Raw genomic sequence first — 25,221 nt, 5'->3', positions numbered from 1 at the left:
GACTTTGTGATATAATTGTCTAAGGCAAGCCATAGCAAATATGTTGCATCGAACCGGGCCGCATCTGTGGAAGAAGGGGATGCGCACGCCCCGAGTGGTATGTGAAGAAACAAATTGGAGGGAATCTCTCTATGGAAAAGCAAATCAAGACGATCGGTGTTCTGACCAGCGGCGGCGACGCCCCCGGTATGAACGCAGCTGTCCGTGCCGTGGTCCGTACCGGCCTGCACAAGGGCTTCCGCATGATCGGCATCCAGCGCGGCTACAACGGCCTGCTGAACGGTGAGTGCTTCGAAATGAACCTGCGCAGCGTCTCGAACATCATCTCTGCCGGCGGCACCATCCTTTACACCGCACGCTGCCTTGAGTTCAAGACCAAAGAGGGTCAGGATAAGGGTGCAGCCAAGTGCCGCGAGCTGGGCATCGATGCGCTGGTGGTCATCGGCGGCGACGGCTCCTACCGCGGCGCCCGTGAGCTGGCACACCGCGGCATCCCGATGATCGGCCTGCCCGGCACCATCGACAACGATATTGCCTGCACCGACTACACCATCGGCTATGATACGGCGATGAACACCGCGCTCGAGATGATCGATAAGCTGCGCGACACCACCCAGAGCCACGACCGTTGCAGCGTCGTCGAGGTCATGGGCCGCAACGCAGGCTACATCGCCTTGAACGTCGCCATCGCCTCCGGTGCTATGGCTGTGCTGCTGCCGGAGAAGGAATTTGATATGCAGCGCGACATCCTCGACAAGATCGTCGAGACCCAGCGCACCGGCAAGCGCCACTTTATCGTCATCGTCGCCGAGGGCATCGGCCACTCGCAGGAGATCGCCAACGAGATCCAGGCCCGCACCGGCATCGACACTCGCGCCACCATTCTGGGCCATGTCCAGCGCGGCGGCTCTCCCACGCTCCGCGACCGCGTGAATGCTTCTGCAATGGGCTACCACGCTGTCTGCCTGCTCGAGCAGGGCAAGTACAACCGCATCGTCGGCATGAAGGGTGAACAGCTGGTGGACTACCCCGTGGACGAGGCGCTCGAGATGACCAAGAGCATCGACCCGGTCCTCGTGGACGTCTGCAATACCATCTCCATCTAAAAAGCAAGAATACTGCAGGGCTGCATTTCCCCGCAAAAGGGGAGGGCAGCTCTGTTTTTTCGTTTACGAAATGCCCCGTTTTGTGGTATACTATCGCATGAGAAATAAGACGCGGGCGTGATGCCGTGTCAGGCAGGAGAGTGGAACTGTGGAACTGGAACAAGCCAGAAAGCGCGTCGAGGAACTGCGCGCTGTTATCGAGAAGAATAACCGCCTTTATTACGATCAGGATGCCCCCGAGCTGGAGGACTTCGAATACGACGCCCTGACCCGGGAGCTGAAGGAGCTGGAAGCGCAGTACCCCGAGCTGGTCACGGCCGCTTCGCCCACCCAGCACGTCGGCGGAACGCCCAGCGGTCGCTTCCAGAAAGTGACCCATGCGGTCAAGATGGAGAGCCTGCTGGATGCATTTTCCTACGATGAACTGCGTGATTTTGACCGCAGAGTGCGGGATGCAGGCATTGAACCGGAGTATGTGGTCGAGATCAAGATCGACGGTCTTTCGTGCAGCCTCGAGTACGAGAACGGGGAGCTGGTGCGTGCTTCCACCCGAGGCGACGGCGTGGTGGGCGAGGATGTCACTGCCAATGTCCGGGCCATCAAAAAAATCCCGAAGAAGCTGAAGAATGCCCCCGAGTTTCTCGAGGTGCGCGGCGAGGTCTATATGCCCCACGAGGCGTTCCGGCATCTCTGTGCCGAGCAGGAATTGCAGGGCGCCGCTCCCTTCAAGAACCCCCGCAACGCCGCTGCCGGTTCGCTACGCCAGAAGGACGCGAAGATCACCGGGAGCCGGGGCCTCTCGATCTTTGTATTCAATGTCCAGCAGGTGCGGGGCAAGGAGCTGTCCACCCACGCAGAGAGCCTCGATTACCTCAAGAGTCTCGGCCTTCCGGTCTCGCCCCGCTACCATGTCGTCCACGACATCGAGGATGCCATCCGGGAGATCGAGCAGATCGGACAGAATCGCTCAAAGCTCGATTTCGACATGGACGGTGCGGTCATCAAGGTCAATGATTTCGCCCAGCGCGCGCAGATGGGTTCTACCAACAAATTCCCCCGGTGGGCCATCGCCTTCAAGTACCCGCCCGAGGTCAAGGAGACGACCCTGCGCAGCATCGAGGTGGCTGTGGGCCGCACCGGCGTGCTGACCCCGACGGCCTGCTTCGACCCCGTCTTTCTTGCCGGTACGACGGTGGCCCGTGCGACCCTCCACAACGAGGACTTCATCCGCCAGTTCGGGCTTTGCATCGGTGACACCATTCAGGTGCGGAAGGCCGGCGACATCATCCCGGAGGTCATCGGCGTCGTCCACCACCCGGAGGATGCCGCGCCCTACCAGATGCCGGAAGTCTGCCCGTCCTGCGGGGCACCGGTCGTCCATCTTGAGGACGAAGCCGCCCTGCGCTGCGTCAACCCCGAGTGCCCGGCCCAATCTCTGCGCAACATCATCCATTTTGCCTCCCGCGACGCCATGGACATCGACGGTCTGGGCACGGCGGTGGCGACCCAGCTGGTGGACAAGGGCCTTGTCCACTCGGCGGCAGACCTCTATGACCTGACCCTCGAGCAGCTGCTGACGCTGGAAAAGTTCAAGGAGAAGAGCGCAACGAACCTTCTCCACGCCATCGAAAATTCCAAGCAGAACAATCTGGACAAGCTGCTGTTCGGTTTTGGCATCCGCAACATCGGAGACAAGGCCGCCGCCCTGCTGGCCGAGCACTTCGGCACGCTGGAAGCCATCCGGGAGGCTGACATCGAAACGATCAGCGAGATCGACGGCTTCGGCGGCGTGATGGGGCAGAGCGTGGTGGAGTTCTTCGCCAAGGACGGCACTACCGACCTTGTCCACCGTCTGGCCGACGTTGGCGTGAACATGACGTGGAAGGGCGAGCCGAAAGGGGATAAGCTGGCGGGCAAAACGCTGGTCGTCACCGGCACCCTTGAGAGCCTCTCTCGCAATGAGGCAGAGGCCCTCATCGTCAAGAACGGTGGCAAGGCCAGCGGTTCGGTCTCCAAGAAAACGGCCTATGTCGTAGCCGGTGCGGCGGCAGGCTCCAAGCTGACCAAGGCGCAGACCCTCGGCGTGCCCGTGCTGACGGAAGCGGAATTCCTCGCTATGCTGCGGGACGAACCGGAAGCTTAACATAAACACAGAACAGGCCCAGAGGCCCACGCAGTGGAGAACCGCTGCGTGGGCCTTTTTGCGTTCTAAAAGCGCCGCCGCCGCATACAGTAGGAGCAAGAAGCCAAAGCGACGAGACGGAAGGAGAAACGAGATGGACGAGTATTACCGGGCCGTTCAGGCCCTGCCTGCATGGCTGGCGCGGCCTCTGAGCGCCCTGCCGCCGGACATTGCAGAACAGGTACATGAGATACGCCTTCGGGTAGGCTGCGGGGTGCAGCTGACCATCGGGGGCAGGCCCTGCTGCCCGGCGGGACTGCCCGCTCTGCAAAAGCTCCGGCTGACGCCGTTGCAGATGGAGGAGATCTTCCTCACCCTTTGCAGTGGGTCGGTGCACAGCTACGAGACAGAGATCGCGGCAGGCTATGTCACCCTCGGGTGCGGATGCCGCGCCGGGCTGGCCGGGCGGTTCTACTGCCCGCCGGGGCAGAGCGCCGTTTTGCAGGAGCTGCGCTCGGTCAACATCCGTGTGGCCCGCAGCCGGGAGTTCCCTCTGCCGCAGAAGCTCCGGGCTATTTTGCAGCAGCGCTTTGTGGGGATGCTCCTGATGGGGGAGCCGGACAGCGGCAAGACGACCCTCCTGCGGGGCATCGCGCGAGAATTGGCAAGCCGGGAAAGAGCGGTGGCCGTCATCGACGAGCGGCGGGAGATATTCCCCTCGGAGGAAACAGCGGCCCTGCCTCTCGACATCCTCAGCGGCGTGCCGAAGGGGCAGGCAGTGCAGATGGCTCTGCGCACTCTCTCGCCGCAGGTGATATTACTGGACGAGCTGGGCGGGATGGACGAGCTTTATGCCCTCGAACAGGGGCTGTTCAGCGGGGTGGAGTTCATCGCCACTCTCCATGCCGCCAGCTGGGAAGAAGCCGCCCGCCGCCCGCAGGTGCAGTATCTCCAAAAATGCGGTGCGCTCCATGCAGCGGTACTGCTGAAGGGCCGCACCGCGCCGGGCCAGCTGAAAGAGGTGCGGTTCTCATGAAGACGCTGCGGATCGTCGGGGCACTGTTCTGGCTGGGCTGCGGCTGGTGCGCAGGAGATGCGGCCTGCCGGAACGCCCGGCGGCATCTGGAGGCGCTGGAAGAGACGCTCCTGCTCTTGCAGCGGGTCCGGCAGGAGATCGATTACCGCCGCACCGACCTCACCCTGCTGTTCCGCAGGCTGGAACGGGAGGGGGCTGTCCGGGGCGAGAGCTTTCAGGCTCTTTGCCCGCCGCCCGGGCTGACCCGCCCGGAGCGGGACTGCTATATCGAGTGCTTTTCGGACATTGGACGGGCGGAGGCCGGGCAGGAATGCCAGCGGCTGACGTTTTATCAGGAGCGGTTCAGGGTATTTTTGCGTCAGGCAGAGGAACGCACCCGCCCTCAGCTGGAGCTTTGCCATAAACTGGGCGTTGCCGCCGGGCTGGCAGCGGCCATCCTCTGCCTCTGAAAGGGGAATGTGTATGGAAATCGACCTGATCTTTAAGATCGCGGCCATCGGCATCATCGTCGCGGTGCTCAACCAGCTTCTTATCCGCTCGGGCCGGGAGGATCAGGCGATGATGACCACGCTGGCAGGGCTTGTGGTAGTGCTGTCCATTTTAGTCAAGCAGATCAGTGTGCTCTTCGTCACCATCAAGTCCCTCTTTGCGCTATGAGCGCCCTCACGATGCTGGGGCTTGCGGTGGTGGGAGCCGTCCTGTACACCCTGTTCCAGAAGAGCGCCCCGGCTTTCGGGCTGTTCGTCTCGATGGGGGCGGCAGTCCTCGTGCTGTGGAAGATCAGCACAGCGGCCGAGATCGTGCTTGCCGGCCTTGAGAGACTGGAACAGCGGGCAGGCGGCGACGCCTTTTCCTGCCTGCTGCGGTGTACAGGCGTTATCCTGCTGGCCGACTACGCCCGCGCACTCTGCGAGGAAGCCGGGGCCGAATCGCTGGCGTGGTGCACGGCACTGGCAGGCCGGGTGCTGGTGCTGGCGGCGGCGTGGCCCCTGCTGGAAGAGATCGGCCAGAAGATCGGGAGCATTGCGGGATGAAATGGGACAAGTTTTTTCGCTTCGGGCTGGCCATACTGTTTTTGTGGACGAGCCTTGCGCTCGCGGCCCCGGCGGCGCGGGCCGCTTCGGATACGATGCTGCCCGGGAGCGCCCTCTGGGAGCCGTATTTACAGCAGAGCCGCATTGATCTGGAGGACGCCGTATCCTCGCCGTGGGAGCCGCTGAAAAGCTTTCTGCCCCAGTCCTTGGGGGCAATGGTGCAACAGACGGCCCGGAACTATACCTCGGTCCTCCTGTTCCTGACACTGACCGCGGTGCTGGGGCTTCTGGCAGGAGAGTGTGCCGACAGCGATCTGCTGGATCTGGCTGCGGCGGGCGGCTGTGGTGTCCTGCTCTGGGGGAATCTGGTGGAAGAGGCACAGACGCTCTGCGCGCAGATGGAGAGCTGGCGCAGCTTCTTGCTGGGCTTTCTGCCCGTCTATGCAGGCGTCCTCACGCTGGGCGGCGAAGCGGCGGCAGGCAGCGCAGCCAGCGGAACGCTGCTGACGGCGCTCTGTTTTCTGGCACAGCTGGCCGCAGCCTTCGTGCAGCCTCTGCTCCACTGTTATCTGATGCTCAGCATGGCCTGCTGCATCAGCGCAGAACCGGCGCTGGGCGTCTTCTGCAAGGGTGTCGGCAGTGCCCTCCGCCAAGCGCTGGGCTGGGCCGGGAAACTGCTGGTCGCTCTGCTGGGCTTGCAGCGGGCTGCGGCGTTCCAGCTGGACCGCTTTTCGCTCCGCACCGGCCAGCTTCTGGCCGGGAGCGTGCCCATCATCGGGCAGACTCTCAGCAGTGCGTCGGAGTCCATCCTTGCAGGGGTGCAGATGCTCAAGAGCGGGCTGGGGCTGGCAGCGCTGTCGGTGCTGGGGGCAGAATTCGTGCCGCTCTATCTGGGGCTGATGATCCAGCTGGCCCTGCTTATGGGGTGCAGTCTGCTTTGCAGCCTGACGGGCATCTCGCGCTGCCGCGCCCTGTTCGACTGCTTCGCCGAGGCGGTGCGCTGTATGGCAGCAGCTGTGGCCCTCTTCTTCGGGCTGGCAGCGGCAGGGGTGGCTCTGCTTTTTATGGTAGGAGGTGGTTCGTGATGCAGGCGCTGGAGCGTGCGGCGGCGGTCTTCTGTACAGCCTGTATCTGTGCCGAGCTGGCGGCCCGCTTTGTGGGGCCGGGCTGGGGGCAGAAGTGCATAAAAGCGGTGGCGGGGCTATATATTCTAGTAGCCTTTGCAGATGCCCTCCCCGGCGCAAAAGCCCAGCTCACCGCGCCGAAGCTGCCGCAGGCGGAGACTGCTTCGGTGGGCAGTCTGGAGGATGCCATCCTTGCGCAGACGGAAGAAGAGCTTTCCCGACGATTGGAGGATGCCTGTCTCCGCGAGGCAGGCATCCGGGTGAAACTGCGCATCACCCTATGCCGGACCGCGGAGGGCGTGACGGCATCCGCCGTGCAGGTCGTCCCGCAGGGCGCCCTCACCGATGCCCGGAAGCAGGCGGTGGAGAAACTGCTGACAGCACAGCTTCAGCTTGAACCGGAAAGCATATGCTGGGGGGAGGCTGTGCCATGAAAAACAAGCTCTTTTTGCGGCTGAAGGACCTTGTGCAGAAGGAGAACCGCGCCCGGCTGGCGGTCCTGCTGGGGGCTGCGGCGATGCTGCTCCTCCTGCTGTCGGAGCTGTTCACCCCTTCGGAGAAGCCTGCAGCGGCCAGCGCTGCCCCGGCGGATGAGAGCGCCTACCGTCAGCAGCTCGAGCAGCAGCTTTCCGACCTCATCGCGCAGGTGGAAGGTGCAGGGAGGACCACCGTGATGATCACGCTGGAAAGCGGGGAGGAGACCATCTATGCTCTGGACACGCTCTCGGGACAGACCCAGCAACAGCAGACCCATGTGCTGCTGGACGATGGGACGGCGCTGGCGCAGACGGTCTGCACGCCCAGAGTGTGCGGAGTGGCTGTGGTATGCGAGGGCGGGGGAGATGTCCGGGTCGCCGTCCGCATCACCGAGCTGGTGGGGGCGCTGCTGGATGTTCCGTCCAACCGCATCTGCGTAGAGCAGCGCCGGGAATGATTTTTTGCAGCTATGAGAACCATGAAATATGCAAGGAGGAGACACGGATGAGAGCTATCACCAAAAATACACGCAGGGTCACTGCGCTGACCCTTGCGGCGGCGCTGGTCGTGGCAGTATACCTCAACTGGCAGTACGCCCGCACCGGCATCGGGGTGGATGAGGAGGCCGTCAACGTCTCGGCGGTGGCCGTGGAGGGAGAGCCGGTGGCTTCGCCTGTCACCGACGGGCTGATGACGGAGGCCGAGGCCGTATCCAGCGCCAACAAGAATTACGGCGAGGCCCAGCTTGTCAGCGTAGCCAACGATGCAGGGGCAAAATTCTTCGAAGAAGCCCGTCTCAAGCGCCAGAAAGCCCACGATGAAGCGATGGACACCATCCAGAAGACTCTCAAGACCTCGGGCCTCTCCGCCGAGGAGAAAAAGGACTGCACCCGGCAGATGACCGCAAACCTCGAGGACCTCAACGCCGAGAACGAGATCGAAACGCTGGTCAAGGCGAAGGGCTTTGCCGACTGCCTCTGCTTTTTGCAGTCCGGCCGGGCAGACCTGACCGTCATGACCTCCGGCGACGCCCTGACCGCGGCACAGGTGGCTCAGATAAGAGACATCGTCCTCAGCAAGAGCGAGGTGACTGCGCAGAATATTACTGTGGTGGAAGTGAAGTAAGGTGTTGTATAAAACCGGAGAAAATGGTATAATGACATCAAAGGTTTTGCAAAGGGCTTTGCCTTTTGCATGGATCGCACAAAATAAAATGGGCGTTCGCTCATTTTGGATGGAGGGCCATAGAATGGATTTACAGAATATGGATCTGAAGGGCGGCAGTCTGCAGATCTCCACGGAGGTCATCGGCAAGATCGCTCGTTGTGCAGCGCTGGAGATCGAGGGCGTGGCAGAAGTGTCCTGCGGCAAGCAGAACCGGAAGGTGAAAGACCTTCTGGAGCGTGCCAACGTCCAGTCGCCCGTCACCGTAGAGATGCGGGATGGCACGGCAGAGATCACTCTGGAAATTGTGGCGGCCTTTGGCGCACGCATCCCGGCTGTGGCCGAGAAGGTGCAGGAGAACGTCAAGTCTGCCGTCCAGAACATGACCAATGTTACGGTCAGCCGTGTTGACCTTGTCATTGCCGGTCTGGCCCCGGCGGCTGAGCCGCAGGCCTGAGCCGAGAACGAAAACGAAAACAAAGATGCGGTCAGCCTTCCCGCAAAAGGGAAGGCTTTGCCGCTGTGAGAGGAACATTATGGAAAATATTCTGCCCCGCCGTGAAGCACGCGAAAATGCATTTCTGCTGGCATTTTCTCAGACCTTTGGTGACATCCCCCTGCAGGAGGCTCTGGACAACCACCACGAGTGCGACGAAGAGCACCCCGTGGATGTGTTCGGACAGCGTCTGCTGCGGGCCTACTACGAGCACTCCGCCGAGGTGGACGACCTCATCAGCGCCCATCTGCGCAACTGGACGATGGAGCGCCTGCCCCGCGTGAGCCTGACTGTGCTTCGTCTGGGTCTGGCCGAGATGCTGTACGGCGATGAGAAGAAGCCCGGCGTTGTCATCAACGAGGCCGTCGAGCTGACCAAAAAGTATGGCGCAGACGAGGATTATCAGTTCGTCAACGGTCTGCTGGGCACTGTGGCACGGGAACAGGGTCTGGACGCAGAGTCCGAGCAGCTGTGAGCAGTTATACGCTGGGCATCGACACCAGCAACTATGCAACCTCTCTGGCCGTCTTTGATACAGCCGGAGAGGTTGTTTGCGCAAAAAAGCGTTTTCTTCCGGTCAAGGAGGGCCAGCTTGGCCTGCGCCAGAGCGATGCGCTGTTTCATCACACGGCGGCTCTGCCTGCGATGATGGCAGAGCTGGGCGGCGAATTTGACCTGACCCAGATCTGTGCCGTGGGCGTGTCGGAAAAGCCCCGTCCGGTGGAGGGCAGCTATATGCCCTGCTTTCTGGCAGGCGTCAGCGCCGCTGAGGCATTCGCTTTGGCCCGGGGGATCCCTCTTGTCCGCACGACCCATCAGCAGGGCCACGCAGCGGCGGCACTGTTTGCCGCCAAAGGGGAGACGCTCTTCCGCGAGAAAACGCTGCTCTTCCACATCTCCGGCGGCACCACCGACCTTCTCCTCTGCGATGAGGTGAAGCATATCGAGACGCTGGGCACAAGCTCCGACCTCTACGCCGGACAGGCAGTGGACCGTGTGGGCGTCAAGCTGGGCTTTGGGTTCCCGGCTGGCGCGGAGGTCTCCCGTCTGGCCGCTGAATGTGAGGAGACCATCAAACCGAAATCCAGCGTCCGAGGGATGGAATGCAGCCTTTCCGGGCTGGAGAACCAGTGCAACGCCCTGCTGGCGGCGGGCAAAAGCCCCGCCTATGTCTGCAAATACTGTCTGCTCTGCGTGGCGGATACGGTGGTCAGGATGACCAAGGCTGCCCAGAAGGAATATCCCGGGCTGACGGTGGTCTGCGCAGGCGGCGTCATGAGCAGCGACATCATCCGCAGCTGGGTGCAGCAGCGCCTTCCGCAGGTGTATTTTGTGCCCGGACAGTATTCCAGCGACAACGCCATCGGCGTGTCCATTCTTGCGGCACGGGAGGCCGGTCTATGGCTGAAGTGATCTCTGTCTCTGCCCTGAACCAGTACGTCAAGACCCTGCTGGATGCAAACGACATCCTGTTTGATCTGGCGCTGCGGGGCGAGATCGCAAACTTTGTACAGAATGCCCGCAGCGGCCACTGCTATTTTTCCCTTCGGGACGCAGCTGCCAGCGTCAAGGCGGTGATGTTCCGCTCGGATGCAAGGCGGCTCGGCTTCCGGCCTGAGGAAGGCATGAAGGTGGTCGTGCGCTGCCGTGCTACTCTTTACGAGCGGGACGGCGCGTTTCAGGTCTACGTCAACGAGATGTTCCCGGACGGCATCGGCGCGGCGCAGCTGGCCTTTGAGCAGCTGAAAGCCAAGCTCGAGCAGGAGGGACTTTTCGCGGCAGAGCATAAAAAGCCTCTGCCCGCTTACCCCAAATGCATCGGCATCGTCACCAGCAAGACCGGTGCGGCACTGCAGGACATCCGCAATGTCATCAGCCGACGCTGGCCGGCAGCAAAGCTATTGCTCTGCCCGGTCAGCGTGCAGGGCTTTGAGGCCGCGCAGCAGGTCGCCGACGCCATCGGGCGGCTGGACCGGAGCGGGAAAGTGGATGAGATCATTGTGGCCCGGGGCGGCGGCAGCCGGGAAGACCTCTGGGTCTTCAACGCCGAGGTCATCGCCCGGGCGGCGTACCGCTGCAAAGTGCCGCTCATCAGCGCCATCGGACACGAGATCGACTTTACCATTCTGGATTTCGTGGCGGACCGCCGTGCACCGACGCCGTCGGCAGCGGCAGAGCTAGCGGTTCCCGACCGTGCAGAGCTTCTGCGGGTACTGCTTCAGCTGGAACAGCGCTGCCAGAGCACCTTGCAGAGCCGTTTTGCTGCGGCATCGGGGCGTCTGGAAAGGGCCGGGCAGCAGCTTTCCCGCGACATGACCCGCCGGACGCTGACCGCCGGGCAGACAAAGCTCGAGGCATACCAAAAAGAACTTGAGGATGCAGCCCGGAGCGGCATCCAGAAGCGAACAAATCAGCTTCGTCATGCTGCCGCGCTGGCCGACTCCCTCAGCCCCTACCGGGTGCTGGGGCGCGGCTACGCGATGGTATACGACAGCAAAAACAGGCTGTGCAGCGCGGACGCCCTTTCTACGGGCGACCGGATCACCCTGCGCGGCGCAGCGCATACGGCAGAATGTACGGTCTTGTCCGTGGAGGAACTGAATGAGAGCACCCAAAAGCTTTGAGGACGGCATGGCCCGTCTGGAAACCATCCTGAGCCAGATGCAGAGCGAGGAGACGACCCTTACGGAGTCGGTCAAGCTTTATGCAGAAGCGGCTTCGCTGATGGAATACTGCCATGCTGCGCTGGAAAAGGCGTCGCTCCAGATGGAGGAGATCGACGCTGCCCGCAGCGAAAAGGCAGAGGCAGAACCCAAAGAATCATAACAGCCCGCAGGGAGGAATCATAATGGAGAGCACCGAGTATAAAAAGCAGTACGGCGAATATCTGGCCCGTGCAGAAGAAGCCCTGAACCGGGCGTGCGAGCGCTATCTGCCCGAGGAGTCTGAGGTCTGCCGTGCGGCACGCTACAGCCTGATGGGCGGCGGCAAACGCATCCGGGCCGTGCTGGTGCTGGCCGTGTGCGATATGCTCCACGGCAGCGCCGAGGCGGCGGAACAGTTTGCAGCGGCCGTTGAAATGCTGCACTGCTATTCGCTCATCCACGACGACCTGCCCTGCATGGACAATGACGATATGCGCCGGGGCAAGCCCTCCTGCCACAAGGCATTCGGAGAGTCTACTGCCATGCTGGCGGGCGATGTGCTGCTGACGGAGGCCTTCGAGGCTGTGGCCGGTGCGCCCGCTCCGGCATCGGTCTGCGTCTGCGCAGCACAGGCGCTCGGCGCAGGGGCCGGGAGCCGGGGCATGGTGTACGGACAGGAGCTTGACCTGAAATACGAGGCGCTCGCCGCTACGGAAGAACAGCTCCGCCTCATCCACCGCCACAAGACGGGGGCGCTCATCAATGCGGCCATCCAGATGGGCGGCGCGGCGGCACAGGCCGACGAGGCCCAGCGCAAAGCGCTGGAAGCCTACGCCTACGGCATCGGCCTAGTGTTCCAGATCGTGGACGATGTGCTGGATGTGACCAGCACCGCCGAGCAGCTGGGCAAGCCCATCGGCAGCGACAGCGAGAACGGTAAGACGACCTTCGTCACCCTGTTCGGCGCGGACGGAGCGATGCAGCTGGCGGAGAAACTGAACGATGAGACCTGTGTGGCGCTGCATAACGCATTCGGCGAAAAGAGCGCTTTTCTGGAGCAGCTGGCCCGCACGCTGCTGGCCCGCCGCAGCTGAGCATCGTATCTGGGACGATAGGGCAGATGCGGCGCTTATGACGTCGGCTGCGGGAATGCGATAAAATTCAAGAAGGAGAACAAACAATGCAACTGATCAAGGAATTGTTCTCGGTCAACGAGATACTGACGGTCTCCATCGTAAGCTGGTTCGTCGCGCAGGTGCTGAAGACGATCATCAACTTCATCCTGCTGGGCAAATTCCAGCTCGAACGGATGTGGGGCGATGGTGGCATGCCCAGCGCCCACAGCGCCACGGTCTGTGCGATGGTCATTGCCGCCGCCCGCAGCGAGGGCATCAGCTCGGCTATCTTTGCAGTGGCCAGCGTAGTCGCCATCATCACCATGCACGATGCAATGGGCGTGCGCCACGAGACCGGCGAACAGGCAAAGGTGCTCAACCAGATGATCGAGGAGTGGATCGACATCAGCGAAAAAAACGCTCCCTTCCTTCAGAATATGCATCTGAAGGAGATGGTCGGACACACGCCGCTGCAGGTCATGGCAGGCATGGTCGTCGGCGTCGTCGTCGGCTTTTTGTATCCGATGCACCTCTAATAAGAAGTTGTTTTCATAAGCAGTGCCCCATCCGGGCGGTTTTTCAGAAGACCACCCTGCCTGCAAAAATGACTTCTGTGTTGAAATCATCCGGAATTTGAAATGTGAGGAGGACGGTCACTTTATGCATCCTTCACTGCTTCAGAATATTTCACAGCCAAGTGACCTGAAGCGCTTGAACAGTGCACAGATCCAGCAGCTCTGCGGGGAAATTCGTCAATTTCTGCTGGACAGCGTATCCAAAACGGGCGGACATCTTGCTTCCAACCTCGGCGCAGTCGAGCTGACGGTCGCGCTCCATCGCATCTTTGAGACCCCCCGGGATGCGTTCGTTTTCGATGTGGGCCATCAGTGCTACACCCACAAACTGCTGACCGGACGGTACAAGCGCTTCGGCACCCTGCGGCAGCTGGACGGCCTTTCGGGTTTCCCAAACCCGAATGAGAGCGTTCACGATGCTTTTATCGCCGGGCACGGCAACACCGCCCTATCGGTCGCCATCGGCATCGCATGGGCCAAAAAGCTCAAGGGCGAGCCGGGCCATGTGGTGGCCATCATCGGCGATGGTGCCTTTACCGGCGGCATGGTCTACGAGGGAATGAACAACATCGGCAAGCTGGACAATCTGATGGTCATTCTCAATGACAACAAGATGTCCATCTCCCACAATGTCGGCGCACTGGCAGGGTATCTGGGCCATCTGCGCACCACGACCCGTTATTTCACGGCAAAGGAGAACGTCAACAGCTTTCTGAGCGGGGTGCCGCTCGTCGGTGCGCCCATCAAGACTGCCCTGCAAAACAGCAAAAAAGTGGTGCGCCGGGCCATGTATCACTCCACGATCTTCGAGGATATGGGATTCCATTATTTCGGCCTCATCGACGGCCACAACGAGCCGGAGCTGGAGCGCATCCTGCAGACGGTCTGTGCCCAGCCCGGGCCGACGCTGCTCCATGTTGTGACAAAGAAGGGCAAGGGCTATGCCCCGGCGGAGTCGAATCCCGGCAACTATCATGGCGTCTCGAAGTTCGATCTGGCAGGCATCCCCGACCCGGAGATCGCCCCGGCGGAGTCGTTCTCGAATGCCTTTGGCCGTGCGCTCAGTGAGGCCGGAGATGCGGACGATACCCTCTGTGCCATCACGGCGGCGATGAAATATGGCACTGGTCTGCAATTTTTCAGCCACGCCCACCCGGAGCGCTTCTTTGACGTCGGGATGGCTGAGCAACACGCCGTGACCTTCGCCGCCGGCCTTGCCAGCAAGGGGATGCTGCCGGTGGTCTGCATCTATTCGACCTTCCTGCAGCGCAGCTATGACCAGATCATCCACGATGTCAGCCTGCTGCGGGAGAATGTTGTCTTTGCCGTTGACCGCGCAGGTTTTGTGCCCGGCGATGGGGAGACCCATCAGGGCATCTACGACCCGACCTTCCTCAGTCAGGTCGGAATGCCCATCTACTCGCCCTCGAACTATGAGGAGCTGCGGTACTGGCTGGCCATCCTGCTGCGGCATGAGATGCAGGGGCCTCGGGCCATCCGCTACCCCCGCGGCGGCGAGAGCAAGGTCTTGGCCGGATACGGCTGCACGGGCAGGGAGTACGACAAGCTCGTCTCTCTGCCGGGTGCAAAGACTGCGCTGGTGAGCTATGCGGATGAGGTGGAGGATGCCCTTGCCGCCGCAGAGCTGCTGGCAAAAGAGGGTGTCCCCTGCGATGTGTATAAGCTGGTCCGCATCTTTCCGTTCGGGAAAGAGCTGGTGCAGGAGCTTTCAGCCTACTCCATCGTCCTGATGGCAGAAGAGTGCGCAGCCTGCGGTGGCATCGGCGAACATCTGGCCCGCGCTCTGCAGGATGCAGGCTGGTGCGGCCGGTACATCCACCGCGCGGTGAGGGAGCTGAGCCTGCCCCACGCGACGGTGCCCCAGATCAAGCAGGCGACCGGGCTGGATGCGGTGCATCTGGCCGAGGCCGTGCAGGCGGCAGACCCGAAAGGAGAGAAAACACTTTGAAAATTCGTTTGGACCAATATCTGGTGCAGCACGGTATGATCCAGAGCCGTGAGCGCGCCAAGGCTCTCATCATGGCCGGTGTCGTCTTCGTCAACGAGCAGAAGGTGGACAAGGCTGGTGAGATGATAAAGGAAGATGCCAAGGTCGAGGTGCGCGGCCACGACATCGGATACGTCAGCCGGGGCGGACTCAAGCTGGAAAAGGCGATGCAGTGTTTCCCGCTGACCCCCCGCGGCAAGGTCTGTATGGACATTGGTGCGTCCACGGGCGGCTTTACCGACTGTATGCTGCAGAACGGTGCCGTCAAGGTCTATGCTGTGGATGTGGGATACGGCCAGCTGGCATGGAGCCTGCGCACCGACGAGCGTGTCGTGAATATGGAGCGGACCAACATCCGCAATGTCACGCCGGATATGCTGGCCGAGCCAGTGGAGTTCTTCAGCGTAGACGTGTCTTTTATCTCGCTGCATCACATCTTTCCGGTGGCGCAGGCCATCACGACGCCGGACGCGATGGGCGTCTGTCTGGTCAAGCCCCAGTTCGAGGCAGGCCGTGAGAAGGTGGGCAAAAACGGTGTCGTCCGTGACCCTGCCACCCACCGCGAGGTGCTGCACAACGCCATGGGCTATGCCGCCGCAAACGGCTTCGTTGTGCGGGGGTTGGATTTCAGCCCAGTCAAAGGCCCGGAGGGGAACATCGAGTATCTGATGTTCGTCCAGAAGAGTGAGCAGCCCGGCGTGCTGGATGATTCCGTCGCCGAGCAGGTCGTGGCCGCAAGCCATAGCTCGCTGGACAAATAAATCGGCTGGGAGACGTCATATGACCGTTTACATTTCGCCAAACCCCGGCAAAGAGCAGGCGGTGGCCACCGCCCAGCGGGCAGCACAGCTCCTGCTGATGCAGGGGGCCACCGTCCTGATGCGGGATGACCTGAACGAGACCTGCTGCGCCGATGGGGTGCAGTACCTTCCGCTGGAAGAGTGCCTCCCGCGTACCGATGTTATCCTGACCATCGGCGGCGACGGCACCATCCTGCATGAGGCGAACCTTACGCTTCAATACCAGAAGCCCATCCTCGGCATCAACATCGGCCGCTGCGGCTTCCTTGCCACCTGCGAGGTGGATGAAATGGAGGAAAAGCTTGCGGCGCTGGTGCGGGGCGAATATCTGCTGGACAGCCGGATGCTGCTCTATGTGCGGGTGCTGGGCGAAGAGAACTGGGAGGGCCATGCCCTCAACGACGTGGTCGTGACCAAAGGCCGCCTGCAGCAGGCCATCGATTTCAGCATCTACTGCGACGACATCCTTGTAGAGCATTATCGCGGAGACGGCGTCATCGTAGCGACGCCCACCGGCTCTACGGCCTATTCACTGGCGGCAGGCGGGCCGATCCTTGACTCGCAGACCAAGGGCATTGTCGTCACGCCCATCTGCCCCCACAGCCTGACCAGCCCGGCAATGGTCTTTGCACAGGAGCGGAAGATCAACATCTGTGTCGGGCAGGTGGTGGACAACGAAGTGTTCCTGAGCTGCGATGGTGCGGCGGAATATCCGCTCAGCGCCGGTTCGACGGCAGAGATCCGCCTTTCGGACCAGATCGTGCAGCTCGTCACCTTCAGCAGGGCGGACCAGTTTCAGGCCATCGACCAGAAACTGCGCAGCCGGAGATAACAACAAGAGGAGGCAAGGAATATGGGCCGAAACAATCCAGCTGAGTCAAAAGGAAAGGCGGAACGTCAGCAGACGATCCTCCGACTGATCCAGGAGAACCCCATCAGCCGTCAGGAGGTGCTGCTTGAGCACCTGCGTCAGGAGGGCTTCGAGGTGACACAGGCGACTATTTCCCGGGACATCCGGGAAATGTGTCTCGTCAAAGCCGCCACCGCAGACGGCTACCGCTATGTTTCCAGCCACAACGAAAGCCTCAACCCCAAGATGCAGGGCCGGTTCGAGACGATCTTCCGCGAGTCGGTGCTGGGTGTGGATTTTGCCGGGCATGTCGTGCTGGTAAAATGCTATTCCGGCATGGCGAACGCCGCCTGTGAAGTGTTCGACGCCCTGAAGTGGAAAAATGTCGTCGGCACCCTTTCTGGCGATGATACGTTCCTGATCGTGGCCCGTTCGGAGCGGGACGCCAAGACCATCTGTTCGGAACTGACCCGTCACATCGGGCAGAAATAAACGCGGGAGTGAAACTATGCTGAGCAGCCTGCAGATCGAAAATGTTGCAGTTATCCAGAAAGCCAATGTCCATTTTGAAAAGGGCCTCAATGTCCTGACCGGTGAGACGGGCGCAGGCAAATCCATCCTCATCGACTCCATCAACGCTATTCTGGGCAACCGCGCCTCCAAGGATCTCGTGCGCACCGGTGCGGCCAAGGCTGTCATCCGGGCTGCATTTGAGGATGTGCCGCCTTCCGTCCTTGACAGTCTGGAAAAGGCAGGCTACGAGCGCTCCGAAGCGCTGCTGCTCAGCCGCGAGATCACCGCCGAGGGCAAGAGCACCTGCCGCATCAACGGGATGCCTGCCACCGCCGCTGTCCTGCGGGAGCTTTGCGGCGGACTTATCAACATCAATGGCCAGCACGACTCGGTGGGTCTGCTGAATCCAGCCCGGCATGAGGGCATTCTGGACGCTTACGCCCAGAACAGCGCGGAATATCAGGCATACTATGCCATCTATCGGGAGCTGGTGGGGGTCAAGAAAACGCTGGACGCCATGATCACCGACGAGGGCGAAAAGCAGCGCCGCATCGACCTGCTGAGCTATCAGGTGCAGGAGATCGACGATGCGGCGTTGACGGCAGGGGAGGAGCAGACGCTGGAAAGCCGCCGCAAGGTGCTGGCGAATGCTTCCACCATCCGGGACCGCATTGCCCAGTGTTACGCGCTGCTCTCGGGCGGCGACGAAGCCCCCGGTGCCGTTGACCTTCTGGGCGAAGCCTCCAACGCCGTGGATGCAGCGGCCCAGCTCGACGGAGAGCTGTCTGCCGGTGCGGGCCAGCTGCTCGACCTCTATTACACCGCAAAGGATGTCGCCGCCGACCTCATCGGCCGTCTGGACGCTTACGACACCAACGACGCAGAGCTGGACGAGATCGAGCAGCGCATCGATCTTATCTACAAGCTCCGGCGGAAATACGGCGATACAGTAGAGGACATCCTCGCGTTTGGCGAGCGGGCACGGCAGGAGCTGGAGATGATACAGTCCTCGCAGGAGAGGGTGGAGCATCTGCAGAAGGAGCAGCGCCGTCTCTATACCCTCGCGCGGGAAAAGGCGGAGCTTCTGACCCAGACCCGGCTGAGGGCGTTTGAAGAGCTGAACAAGCGCATCTCTGACACATTGGACTTTCTGAATATGCCGGGCGTGCGGATGACGCTCCGCCATACGCGGGGGCCGCTGGCCAGTCACGGACAGGACAGCATCGAGTTTTATATCTCTACGAACCCCGGCGAAGCCCCGAAGCCTCTGGCAAAGATCGCCTCAGGCGGCGAGCTGAGCCGTATCACCCTCGCCATCAAGAATGCGATGGCCGACAAGGACGCTGTGCCGACCGTCATCTACGACGAGATCGACAGCGGCGTTTCCGGCAAGGCGGCCAGCCGCATCGGTGAGGTGCTGCGCCAGAGTGCCGAGGGTCATCAGATCCTTTGCATCACCCACACGGCTCAGATCGCTGCGCTGGCAGACTGCCATCTGCTCATCCAGAAGAACATCACGAATGAGCGTACCTATACCGAGATCCACCCGCTGGACGAGAATGGACGGGTGGAGGCGCTGGCCCGCCTCATCTCCGGCGACCATGTCACAGAGCTTTCGCTGGCCAACGCCCGAGAAATGCTGGGCTGGAGCGCCGGGAAATAAGCAGGCGCTTTTGTGCTTGACATTCCCGAAGGGATGTGCTAAACTGAATCTCGTTGAAAGGCGAAGATGGGAACCGAGTACCCTGATGCGCTCTGCCCAGAGAGGCCCCGGCTGGTGAAAGGGGCTGCGGAGACGCAGGTGAAATACCTCCCGGAGCTGCAGGCTGAACGACGAGTAGGCTGTGCCGCGTGCGAGCGTTACAAACGCAGGAGTGTCACTCTACTCTGGGGTGTGCACTCGTGAGGCCGTTTCTGTGAAGAGGCGGCAAACAGAGGTGGTACCGCGAATTTTATCGCCCTCTGCCAATTTATTTTGGCGGAGGGCGTTTTGTTTTTCCCTCTGCCCCGACAAAACAGGAGGAAATTTCTTATGACTCTGTACGAAGAACTGAAAGCACGCGGTCTGGTGGCCCAGATCACCGATGAGGAGATCATCGACCTCATCAACAACGGCAAGGCTACCTTCTACATTGGCTTCGACTGTACCGCCGACAGCCTGACCGCCGGACATTTCATGGCCCTGACCCTGATGAAACGCCTGCAGATGGCAGGCAACAAGCCCATCGCCCTCATCGGCGGAGGCACCACCATGATCGGCGACCCCTCCGGCCGCACCGATATGCGCAAGATGCTGACCAAGGAGGACATTGCCCACAACGCTGCCTGCTTCAAGAAGCAGATGGAGAAGTTCATCGACTTCTCTGAGGGCAAGGCCCTGATGCTGAACAACGCCGACTGGCTGCTGAACCTGAACTATGTCGAGCTGCTGCGCGATGTGGGCGCCTGCTTCTCCGTCAACAATATGCTGCGTGCCAAGTGCTACGAGCAGCGCATGGAGAAGGGCCTGTCCTTCCTTGAGTTCAACTACATGATCATGCAGAGCTACGACTTCTACTATATGTTCCAGCACTACGGCTGCAATATGCAGTTCGGCGGCGATGACCAGTGGAGCAATATGCTGGGCGGCACTGAGCTGATCCGCCGCAAGCTGGGCAAGGATGCCTACGCTATGACCATCACTCTGCTGACCGATTCTCAGGGCAAGAAGATGGGTAAGACCGCCGGCAACGCCGTCTGGCTCGACCCCAACAAGACCAGCCCCTTCGAGTTCTATCAGTACTGGCGCAACGTCGGCGATGCAGATGTCATGAAGTGCATCCGGATGCTGACCTTCCTGCCGCTGGAGCAGATCGATGAGATGAGCACCTGGAAAGATCAGCGCCTCAACGAGGCCAAGGAGATCCTTGCCTTCGAGCTGACCAAGATGGTCCACGGCGAGGAGGAGGCCAACAAGGCGCAGAACGCAGCCCGCGCACTGTTCAGCGGCGCTGCCGGAGACACCGAGCATATGCCCGGCACCCAGCTGACCGAGGCCGACCTGACCGATGGTGCCATCGGCATCCTGACCCTGATGGTCAAGGCTGGTCTGGCTGCTTCCAACGGCGAGGCCCGCCGTCTGGTTGTGCAGGGCGGCGTTCTGGTGGATGGCGAAAAGGTCGCTGCCCCCACGGCAAGCTTCACCGCCGAGCAGCTGTCCAAGGGTATCGTCATCAAGAAGGGCAAGAAGGTCTACCACAAGGTGAGCCTGTAAGCTTCTGGTAAAACAATAGCCCCGGCTGTCTTCTCTCTGTGACAGGAGAGGGGACAGCCGGGGCTTTTTCATACAAAAATCTCCCCTGTCCCGCACAGGACAAGGGAGACTCGTTTTTATTCAGGTCACAGCTCGTAAGCCTTCTTCAGGACTTCATAGGCCGCATCCTCATTCTCGGAACGGACAAGCAGGGAAATGTCAAGGTCGCTGGTAGTGATGAGCAGCACCTCGATGCCTGCCATTGCCAGAGCATTCAGGGCACGCGCGGCAACACCGCAGCTGGTGACCATCTCTTCTCCGAAGAGGTTCAGCTTGGAGTAGCCCACGCTGATGAGGGGAGAGGCCTTGGCATCCTTGTCGAGATTCGCGGCAGAGATGGCCTTCATCACCAACGGCAGATCGCTGCTGGATGCCGTGAAGCTGAAGTCCATGCTGGTACCGTGGGGGGCGCTCTGGCTGATCATATCCACCACAACGCCGGTGTCGGCGAAGATCTGCAGATAACGGGCCATCGTGTTGCCCTTGAACTCGGCGTCCTGCACGCTGATCATCATCAGGCTCGGCTCGATATTGATTTTGGAAACACCGTACATAGTAAACACTCCATTCTGCCCATCGGGCGTTCTGATTCAAACTTTATGCAAGCTCCAAAAATTCGCTGTTGATGTAGGTCTGTGCCGTCTGGCGGATGTAATCGTATCCGAAGTTTGGGTAGGCAGCGCGGACGCCATGGGCCTTTGCAAGCTCCGGCGTATAATCCCGGAACAGATAGGTGCGGACGTTGGACTTTCCGGCGTCATAGTGGGTCACTGTCACATGGAGCTTCGGGCCGCGCACCGCGCAGCGGACGCTGCCGTCCGGCTCGACGGTCTGCTCCAGACCCAGCGTCAGGACCGCGCCGATGAGCTGGTCGGGCTTGCTCTGGGTGCTCAGGAAATTTCCCAGCGAATAGGCCACAAAGACGTTCCGCCCATCGGCTGCGGTGCGCCATTCGGCGTCCTGCAGAACGTGCGGGTGGGTGCCGATGATCACATCCGCGCCCCAGTCGGCCAGAGACTGAGCTAAGGTGCGCTGTGCCTGCGTGATGTTGTGGCTGTCCTCGACGCCCCAGTGTACGCCGACCACCACAAAATCGGCCTCCTGCCGGGCCGCCCGCACCTGCTGCTCCATGACATCCTGCTGGCTGGTGTAGATGATGTTTGCGGTCATCTTGCTGTTCCGGGGGATGCCGTTGGTGTGCTCGGTGTAGGAGAGGTACGCGATCTTTACGCCGTCCACGGTCTGGATGGGGATGCGGCCATAGTCCGCCTCGCCCTTCCACAGGCCGGTGGTGATCACATCTTCGGGCATCGTCTCCCAGAACCGGAGGGTGGCGGCAATGCCCGCAGCCCCCTTGTCGTAGGTGTGATTGTTCGAGAGGCTGAACACCCGGAAGCCTGCCCGGTAAAGCGCTTCGGCGCACTCGCCGGGAGTCGAGAAGCAGGGGTAGGTAGAGGGCGCAAGCTCTTTGCTGCAGAGCGTCTCCTGATTGATCCAGTTGATGTCCTGCTGTGCATAGAAATCAAGCAGATTCGCGTAGCAGTAATCGAAGCTGTATCCTTCGCCCTCTGCAGCCCGCCGGGCGGCCTGCGAATAGATGGGCGCATGGATGAGGTTGTCTCCTGTAGCCGAGAAGCACAATGTCGTGACGACAGGCTGCGGCTCAGGCACAACAAGCTCCTCCGAAACAGCAGGGGACTCCACCTCCGTTGCCGGAGGAACTGCATCCACGATGCGGCGGGGCCAGAGGCGCAGAGAGAGCAGCGCCGATACGGCCACCAGCAGGACCCCCAGTGTGTACAGGGTGACGCCCTTATGCAAGGTGTGCTTTTGGGCGGAACGCCGACGGCGGGGAGGGGCTGCGTGCTTTGCGTGCTTGGCCATAGGCTCGTCTCCTGACGCACGATACCGTGCCTTATGATGCCATGCGCAGAACAGCTTACATCTCTGCGATCATGTTACTCATATTGTACAGGCCCGGCTCCTTTTTTGCAAGGTAAACGGCAGCATTTATCGCGCCATTTGCAAAAATATTGCGGGAGTATGCCGTGTGGCGGAGGGTGATGACCTCGTCCGGGCCGCAGAACAGCACCTCGTGGTCACCCACGATGCTGCCGCCGCGCACGGCGCTGATGCCGATCTCCTTGGGGTCGCGCTTCTGACGGACGGCAGAACGGTCATAGACGTAGTGGTAAGCGCCGTTGTTCTCCTCATTGATGGCGTCGGCCAGCATCAGAGCCGTACCGCTGGGAGCGTCCAGCTTGTTGTGATGGTGCTGCTCGACGATCTCGATGTCATAGTTTGCACCCAGAATGGCCGAAGCGCGCTTGCACAGCTCGGACAGGACGTTGATGCCCATGGACATATTGGCACTCTTGAACACCGGGATGCTGCGGGAGAGCTGGACGATCTTCAGCTGCAGCTCCTCGGACAACCCGGTGGTGCAGACCACGATGGGCAGCTTGTGAGCCTCGCAGTAGGGCAGTGCCTTCTCGACTGCCGCCGGGGCGCTGAAGTCGATGACGACATCACCTTTGCCGTCCAGCTTGTCCAGACTGTCGTATACAGGGATGCCGTTCAGCTCGCCGTCCTTCATGTCGATACCGGCCACGACGCGGCAATCCTCCCGCTGGGCGATCATCTCGCACAGCACATGGCCCATCCGGCCGCCGATGCCCTGAATGATAATATCGGTCATTGTCAATATCCTCTTTTTTCTCATACGGCAAAATGCCCGGGACACACTGCGCCGGGCATTTTGCACATAAAATCGTTTATTCCTTGATGACTCCCGCAGCCTGCAAGGCCTGCTCGATCTGCTCCTTGTGAGCGTCGCTCGGCTCCACGAGGGGCAGGCGGCACTCACCGGCCTCCCAGCCCAGCACGTTCATGGCATACTTGACCGGGATGGGATTGACCTCACAGAAGAGAGCGTCGCACAGCGGCAGCATCTCCAGCTGCAGTGCGCGGGCTTTTGCCGTGTCGCCGTCGAACCATGCCTTGCAGCAGTTGTGCACCAGCTCCGGCTTGACGTTGGAGACGACGCTGATGACGCCCTTACCGCCCAGAGACAGCAGAGGCACCACCTGATCGTCGTTGCCGGAGTAGATGTTCAGTTCGTCGCCGCAGAGGGCTGCGATCTTCGCCACCTGACCGATGTTGCCGGAGGCCTCCTTGATGCCGTTGATGAGGGGGTGCTTGCTCAGCTCCTTGGCCGTCTCGGGGGCGATGTTCAGGCCGGTGCGGGAGGGCACATTGTACAGGATGACCGGGATACCGCCGGCCTCAGCCATTGCGGTAAAGTGGGCCACAAGACCAGCCTGAGAGGTCTTATTGTAGTAGGGAGTCACCAGCAGCAGGGCGTCTGCACCGCAGGCAGCAGACTTTGCGGCCAGAGCACAGCCGTGGTCGGTATCGTTAGAACCGGCACCGGCGATGACCGGCACACGGTGGTTTACGAGATCCACGGTGTACTTGATGGCGGCCAGCTGCTCTTCGTCGGTCATGGTAGAGCATTCACCGGTGGTGCCGCAGATGACGATGGCGTCGGTGCCGCGGGCGATCTGATCCTCAACGATGCGGCCCAGCTCGTCAAAATTGATACTGCCGTCCTCGTACATCGGGGTGATGATGGCAACACCTGCACCGGTAAAAACAGGATTCTTCATAGCAAAAACTCCTTTGCAGCGCGTTGGTTCTCAAAAACGCGCAGATCAATCGAAATAGCCCTTGGCTGCCAGCAGCTCGGCCAGCATCACAGCTCCGCCTGCCGCACCGCGCAGGGTGTTGTGGCTCATGCAGGCAAACTTGTAGTCAAACAGGGTATCTTCCCGCAGACAACCGATGCAGACCGCCATGCCGTGCTCAGTGTTGCGGTCCAGCTTGGGCTGGGGACGGTCGTTCTCCTCAAAGTAGTGGAGGAACTGTTTGGGTGCGCTGGGCAGCTCCAGCTCCTGTGCGGGACCGCGGAACTCCGCCCATGCCTTGAGGATTTCTTCCTTGCTGGGCTTCTTCTCGAAGCTCACGAAGACAGCGGCGGTGTGGCCGTCGGAGACCGGCACACGGAAGCACTGAGCGGTGATGACCGGCTTTTCAGCGTTGACGATCTGGTCGCCCTCGATGTGTCCCCACAGCTTGAGCGGCTCGCGCTCGCTCTTCTCTTCCTCGCCGCCGATGTAGGGGATGACGTTGTCAATGATCTCGGGCATCCGGTCAAAGGTCTTGCCTGCGCCGGAGATAGCCTGATAGGTGCAGACAAGCGCCTTGCTGACACCGAAATCCTTCATCAGGGGGTGCAGGGCGGGGACATAGCTCTGCAGGCTGCAGTTGGACTTGACCGCGATAAAGCCGCGCTTGGTGCCCAGACGCTTGCGCTGAGAGGGGATGATCTCGATGTGGTCGGCGTTGATCTCCGGCACGACCATCGGGACGTCCGGGGTGAAGCGGTTGGCGCTGTTGTTGGAGACGACGGGGCATTCTGCCTTAGCGTAAGCCTCCTCCAGAGCCTTGATCTCGGCCTTGGGCATATTGACGGCACAGAAGATGAAGTCCACCTGAGAGGCGACCTCCTCCACCTTGGAGGCATCCAGCACGACCATCTTCTTGACGCTCTCCGGCATCGGAGTGGTCATAGCCCAGCGGGAGCCGACGGCTTCCTCATAGGTCTTCCCGGCGCTCCGGCCGGAAGCTGCCAGAGTCGTCAGCTTGAACCAGGGGTGATTTTCGAGCAGAGTAACGAAACGCTGGCCCACCATACCGGTCGCACCGACAACACCCACTTTATACTGTTTATCCATTTCCAGCACCTTTCCTTTCAAAAAAAAGCAAATTCACATAAGACCCCGCTTGCAAAGCAGACGTCTAT

28 protein-coding genes and 1 other annotated feature are annotated in these 25,221 nt (G+C 61.0%); of the genes, 23 read left to right on the top strand and 5 right to left on the bottom strand.

Annotated features, from left to right (window positions below; genetic code table 11):
* Nucleotides 1-131 precede the first annotated feature (131 nt).
* The 23 genes from pfkA (at nucleotide 132) to tyrS (ending at nucleotide 20,318) form a co-directional block, all read left to right on the top strand.
* The gene (gene pfkA / locus MTP38_RS06570; RefSeq protein ID WP_227620818.1) at nucleotides 132-1,106 is read left to right on the top strand and encodes a 6-phosphofructokinase; all 975 of its coding nucleotides are present in this window, start codon (nucleotides 132-134) and stop codon (nucleotides 1,104-1,106) included.
* 148 nt (nucleotides 1,107-1,254) lie between these two features.
* Entirely contained in the window at nucleotides 1,255-3,249 is a 1,995-nt protein-coding gene (ligA, locus tag MTP38_RS06565; RefSeq protein WP_249234647.1) for an NAD-dependent DNA ligase LigA, read from the top strand.
* Nucleotides 3,250-3,382: 133 nt separating this feature from the next.
* Nucleotides 3,383-4,264, top strand: coding sequence for an ATPase, T2SS/T4P/T4SS family (locus MTP38_RS06560; protein WP_249234646.1), 882 nt, complete (start codon nucleotides 3,383-3,385; stop codon nucleotides 4,262-4,264).
* On the top strand, nucleotides 4,261-4,713 hold the full coding sequence (locus MTP38_RS06555; protein WP_249234645.1) for a hypothetical protein: 453 nt from the start codon (nucleotides 4,261-4,263) through the stop codon (nucleotides 4,711-4,713). The genes MTP38_RS06560 and MTP38_RS06555 overlap by 4 nt, the downstream gene beginning before the upstream one ends.
* Before the next feature lie 13 nt (nucleotides 4,714-4,726).
* Complete coding sequence (spoIIIAC, locus tag MTP38_RS06550; protein WP_005934292.1) at nucleotides 4,727-4,921, top strand: stage III sporulation protein AC; 195 nt, start codon at nucleotides 4,727-4,729, stop codon at nucleotides 4,919-4,921.
* An 11-nt stretch (nucleotides 4,922-4,932) separates the two neighbouring features.
* The gene (locus MTP38_RS06545; RefSeq protein WP_249234644.1) at nucleotides 4,933-5,298 is read left to right on the top strand and encodes a stage III sporulation protein AD; all 366 of its coding nucleotides are present in this window, start codon (nucleotides 4,933-4,935) and stop codon (nucleotides 5,296-5,298) included.
* The gene (locus tag MTP38_RS06540) at nucleotides 5,295-6,383 is read left to right on the top strand and encodes a stage III sporulation protein AE (protein ID WP_249234643.1); all 1,089 of its coding nucleotides are present in this window, start codon (nucleotides 5,295-5,297) and stop codon (nucleotides 6,381-6,383) included. Before MTP38_RS06545 ends, MTP38_RS06540 begins: the two co-directional genes overlap by 4 nt.
* On the top strand, nucleotides 6,383-6,856 hold the full coding sequence (locus MTP38_RS06535; RefSeq protein WP_249234642.1) for a hypothetical protein: 474 nt from the start codon (nucleotides 6,383-6,385) through the stop codon (nucleotides 6,854-6,856). The genes MTP38_RS06540 and MTP38_RS06535 overlap by 1 nt, the downstream gene beginning before the upstream one ends.
* Nucleotides 6,853-7,356, top strand: coding sequence for a stage III sporulation protein AG (locus MTP38_RS06530; protein ID WP_249234641.1), 504 nt, complete (start codon nucleotides 6,853-6,855; stop codon nucleotides 7,354-7,356). The genes MTP38_RS06535 and MTP38_RS06530 overlap by 4 nt, the downstream gene beginning before the upstream one ends.
* 47 nt (nucleotides 7,357-7,403) lie before the next feature.
* Nucleotides 7,404-8,024, top strand: a complete 621-nt coding sequence (locus tag MTP38_RS06525; RefSeq protein WP_227620826.1) for a SpoIIIAH-like family protein — start codon at nucleotides 7,404-7,406, stop codon at nucleotides 8,022-8,024.
* Between the two features lie 109 nt (nucleotides 8,025-8,133).
* Complete coding sequence (locus MTP38_RS06520; RefSeq protein WP_149793355.1) at nucleotides 8,134-8,520, top strand: Asp23/Gls24 family envelope stress response protein; 387 nt, start codon at nucleotides 8,134-8,136, stop codon at nucleotides 8,518-8,520.
* 79 nt (nucleotides 8,521-8,599) lie between these two features.
* Nucleotides 8,600-9,034, top strand: a complete 435-nt coding sequence (gene nusB / locus MTP38_RS06515) for a transcription antitermination factor NusB (protein WP_227620827.1) — start codon at nucleotides 8,600-8,602, stop codon at nucleotides 9,032-9,034.
* The gene (locus tag MTP38_RS06510) at nucleotides 9,031-9,972 is read left to right on the top strand and encodes a glycoprotease (protein ID WP_249234640.1); all 942 of its coding nucleotides are present in this window, start codon (nucleotides 9,031-9,033) and stop codon (nucleotides 9,970-9,972) included. The genes nusB and MTP38_RS06510 overlap by 4 nt, the downstream gene beginning before the upstream one ends.
* Nucleotides 9,960-11,183 (top strand): exodeoxyribonuclease VII large subunit, encoded by a 1,224-nt coding sequence (gene xseA, locus MTP38_RS06505; RefSeq protein ID WP_249234639.1) that lies wholly within the window; start codon nucleotides 9,960-9,962, stop codon nucleotides 11,181-11,183. The genes MTP38_RS06510 and xseA overlap by 13 nt, the downstream gene beginning before the upstream one ends.
* Nucleotides 11,161-11,385 carry an exodeoxyribonuclease VII small subunit gene (gene xseB, locus MTP38_RS06500; RefSeq protein WP_227620830.1) on the top strand — a complete coding sequence of 75 codons (225 nt, stop codon included), beginning with the start codon at nucleotides 11,161-11,163 and terminating at the stop codon, nucleotides 11,383-11,385. Before xseA ends, xseB begins: the two co-directional genes overlap by 23 nt.
* A gap of 22 nt (nucleotides 11,386-11,407) precedes the next feature.
* Nucleotides 11,408-12,298 (top strand): polyprenyl synthetase family protein, encoded by an 891-nt coding sequence (locus MTP38_RS06495; RefSeq protein ID WP_249234638.1) that lies wholly within the window; start codon nucleotides 11,408-11,410, stop codon nucleotides 12,296-12,298.
* 86 nt (nucleotides 12,299-12,384) lie between these two features.
* Nucleotides 12,385-12,855, top strand: coding sequence for a divergent PAP2 family protein (locus MTP38_RS06490; RefSeq protein ID WP_227620832.1), 471 nt, complete (start codon nucleotides 12,385-12,387; stop codon nucleotides 12,853-12,855).
* A 124-nt stretch (nucleotides 12,856-12,979) separates the two neighbouring features.
* The gene (gene dxs, locus MTP38_RS06485; protein WP_249234637.1) at nucleotides 12,980-14,863 is read left to right on the top strand and encodes a 1-deoxy-D-xylulose-5-phosphate synthase; all 1,884 of its coding nucleotides are present in this window, start codon (nucleotides 12,980-12,982) and stop codon (nucleotides 14,861-14,863) included.
* Nucleotides 14,860-15,663 (top strand): TlyA family RNA methyltransferase, encoded by an 804-nt coding sequence (locus tag MTP38_RS06480; RefSeq protein WP_249234636.1) that lies wholly within the window; start codon nucleotides 14,860-14,862, stop codon nucleotides 15,661-15,663. The genes dxs and MTP38_RS06480 overlap by 4 nt, the downstream gene beginning before the upstream one ends.
* A 19-nt stretch (nucleotides 15,664-15,682) precedes the next feature.
* On the top strand, nucleotides 15,683-16,534 hold the full coding sequence (locus tag MTP38_RS06475) for an NAD(+)/NADH kinase (RefSeq protein ID WP_249234635.1): 852 nt from the start codon (nucleotides 15,683-15,685) through the stop codon (nucleotides 16,532-16,534).
* A 21-nt stretch (nucleotides 16,535-16,555) separates the two neighbouring features.
* Nucleotides 16,556-17,044 carry an arginine repressor gene (locus MTP38_RS06470; protein ID WP_249234634.1) on the top strand — a complete coding sequence of 163 codons (489 nt, stop codon included), beginning with the start codon at nucleotides 16,556-16,558 and terminating at the stop codon, nucleotides 17,042-17,044.
* A 16-nt stretch (nucleotides 17,045-17,060) separates the two neighbouring features.
* Complete coding sequence (gene recN, locus MTP38_RS06465) at nucleotides 17,061-18,728, top strand: DNA repair protein RecN (RefSeq protein ID WP_249234633.1); 1,668 nt, start codon at nucleotides 17,061-17,063, stop codon at nucleotides 18,726-18,728.
* A gap of 54 nt (nucleotides 18,729-18,782) precedes the next feature.
* Nucleotides 18,783-19,031 (top strand) — a binding site (T-box leader).
* Nucleotides 19,032-19,097: 66 nt separating this feature from the next.
* Nucleotides 19,098-20,318, top strand: coding sequence for a tyrosine--tRNA ligase (gene tyrS, locus MTP38_RS06460; protein WP_249234632.1), 1,221 nt, complete (start codon nucleotides 19,098-19,100; stop codon nucleotides 20,316-20,318).
* Nucleotides 20,319-20,443: 125 nt separating this feature from the next.
* Here the strand turns inward: tyrS and MTP38_RS06455 are convergent, their stop codons facing one another.
* The 5 genes from MTP38_RS06455 to asd all read right to left on the bottom strand — a co-directional run bounded on the left by MTP38_RS06455 (nucleotide 20,444) and on the right by asd (nucleotide 25,153).
* Entirely contained in the window at nucleotides 20,444-20,911 is a 468-nt protein-coding gene (locus MTP38_RS06455; RefSeq protein WP_249234631.1) for an ACT domain-containing protein, read from the bottom strand.
* Nucleotides 20,912-20,954: 43 nt separating this feature from the next.
* Nucleotides 20,955-22,241 carry a CapA family protein gene (locus tag MTP38_RS06450; protein ID WP_249234630.1) on the bottom strand — a complete coding sequence of 429 codons (1,287 nt, stop codon included), beginning with the start codon at nucleotides 22,239-22,241 and terminating at the stop codon, nucleotides 20,955-20,957.
* Between the two features lie 55 nt (nucleotides 22,242-22,296).
* A complete protein-coding gene (gene dapB, locus MTP38_RS06445; protein WP_227620841.1) occupies nucleotides 22,297-23,055 on the bottom strand; it encodes a 4-hydroxy-tetrahydrodipicolinate reductase in 759 nt (252 codons plus the stop codon).
* Between the two features lie 76 nt (nucleotides 23,056-23,131).
* Nucleotides 23,132-24,025, bottom strand: a complete 894-nt coding sequence (gene dapA, locus MTP38_RS06440) for a 4-hydroxy-tetrahydrodipicolinate synthase (RefSeq protein ID WP_227620842.1) — start codon at nucleotides 24,023-24,025, stop codon at nucleotides 23,132-23,134.
* A gap of 45 nt (nucleotides 24,026-24,070) precedes the next feature.
* On the bottom strand, nucleotides 24,071-25,153 hold the full coding sequence (gene asd, locus MTP38_RS06435; protein ID WP_249234629.1) for an aspartate-semialdehyde dehydrogenase: 1,083 nt from the start codon (nucleotides 25,151-25,153) through the stop codon (nucleotides 24,071-24,073).
* Between the last annotated feature and the right edge of the window lie 68 nt (nucleotides 25,154-25,221).

It is taken from the genome of Faecalibacterium sp. I3-3-89 (assembly GCF_023347275.1).
In the GTDB taxonomy this organism is placed as follows: Bacteria; Bacillota; Clostridia; order Oscillospirales; family Ruminococcaceae; genus Faecalibacterium; species Faecalibacterium butyricigenerans.
This window is presented reverse-complemented; position numbering and strand designations above follow the sequence as displayed.

What these genes read in the sequence shown, in the direction of transcription:
- pfkA (WP_227620818.1), top strand. Translation starts at nt 132, where the DNA reads ATGGAAAAGCAAATCAAGACGATCGGTGTTCTGACCAGCGGCGGCGAC.
- MTP38_RS06560 (WP_249234646.1), top strand. Translation starts at nt 3,383, where the DNA reads ATGGACGAGTATTACCGGGCCGTTCAGGCCCTGCCTGCATGGCTGGCG.
- MTP38_RS06555 (WP_249234645.1), top strand. Translation starts at nt 4,261, where the DNA reads ATGAAGACGCTGCGGATCGTCGGGGCACTGTTCTGGCTGGGCTGCGGC.
- spoIIIAC (WP_005934292.1), top strand. Translation starts at nt 4,727, where the DNA reads ATGGAAATCGACCTGATCTTTAAGATCGCGGCCATCGGCATCATCGTC.
- MTP38_RS06545 (WP_249234644.1), top strand. Translation starts at nt 4,933, where the DNA reads ATGCTGGGGCTTGCGGTGGTGGGAGCCGTCCTGTACACCCTGTTCCAG.
- MTP38_RS06540 (WP_249234643.1), top strand. Translation starts at nt 5,295, where the DNA reads ATGAAATGGGACAAGTTTTTTCGCTTCGGGCTGGCCATACTGTTTTTG.
- MTP38_RS06535 (WP_249234642.1), top strand. Translation starts at nt 6,383, where the DNA reads ATGCAGGCGCTGGAGCGTGCGGCGGCGGTCTTCTGTACAGCCTGTATC.
- MTP38_RS06530 (WP_249234641.1), top strand. Translation starts at nt 6,853, where the DNA reads ATGAAAAACAAGCTCTTTTTGCGGCTGAAGGACCTTGTGCAGAAGGAG.
- MTP38_RS06525 (WP_227620826.1), top strand. Translation starts at nt 7,404, where the DNA reads ATGAGAGCTATCACCAAAAATACACGCAGGGTCACTGCGCTGACCCTT.
- MTP38_RS06520 (WP_149793355.1), top strand. Translation starts at nt 8,134, where the DNA reads ATGGAGGGCCATAGAATGGATTTACAGAATATGGATCTGAAGGGCGGC.
- nusB (WP_227620827.1), top strand. Translation starts at nt 8,600, where the DNA reads ATGGAAAATATTCTGCCCCGCCGTGAAGCACGCGAAAATGCATTTCTG.
- xseA (WP_249234639.1), top strand. Translation starts at nt 9,960, where the DNA reads ATGGCTGAAGTGATCTCTGTCTCTGCCCTGAACCAGTACGTCAAGACC.
- xseB (WP_227620830.1), top strand. Translation starts at nt 11,161, where the DNA reads ATGAGAGCACCCAAAAGCTTTGAGGACGGCATGGCCCGTCTGGAAACC.
- MTP38_RS06495 (WP_249234638.1), top strand. Translation starts at nt 11,408, where the DNA reads ATGGAGAGCACCGAGTATAAAAAGCAGTACGGCGAATATCTGGCCCGT.
- MTP38_RS06490 (WP_227620832.1), top strand. Translation starts at nt 12,385, where the DNA reads ATGCAACTGATCAAGGAATTGTTCTCGGTCAACGAGATACTGACGGTC.
- dxs (WP_249234637.1), top strand. Translation starts at nt 12,980, where the DNA reads ATGCATCCTTCACTGCTTCAGAATATTTCACAGCCAAGTGACCTGAAG.
- MTP38_RS06475 (WP_249234635.1), top strand. Translation starts at nt 15,683, where the DNA reads ATGACCGTTTACATTTCGCCAAACCCCGGCAAAGAGCAGGCGGTGGCC.
- MTP38_RS06470 (WP_249234634.1), top strand. Translation starts at nt 16,556, where the DNA reads ATGGGCCGAAACAATCCAGCTGAGTCAAAAGGAAAGGCGGAACGTCAG.
- recN (WP_249234633.1), top strand. Translation starts at nt 17,061, where the DNA reads ATGCTGAGCAGCCTGCAGATCGAAAATGTTGCAGTTATCCAGAAAGCC.
- tyrS (WP_249234632.1), top strand. Translation starts at nt 19,098, where the DNA reads ATGACTCTGTACGAAGAACTGAAAGCACGCGGTCTGGTGGCCCAGATC.
- MTP38_RS06455 (WP_249234631.1), bottom strand. Translation starts at nt 20,911, where the DNA reads ATGTACGGTGTTTCCAAAATCAATATCGAGCCGAGCCTGATGATGATC.
- MTP38_RS06450 (WP_249234630.1), bottom strand. Translation starts at nt 22,241, where the DNA reads ATGGCCAAGCACGCAAAGCACGCAGCCCCTCCCCGCCGTCGGCGTTCC.
- dapB (WP_227620841.1), bottom strand. Translation starts at nt 23,055, where the DNA reads ATGACCGATATTATCATTCAGGGCATCGGCGGCCGGATGGGCCATGTG.
- dapA (WP_227620842.1), bottom strand. Translation starts at nt 24,025, where the DNA reads ATGAAGAATCCTGTTTTTACCGGTGCAGGTGTTGCCATCATCACCCCG.
- asd (WP_249234629.1), bottom strand. Translation starts at nt 25,153, where the DNA reads ATGGATAAACAGTATAAAGTGGGTGTTGTCGGTGCGACCGGTATGGTG.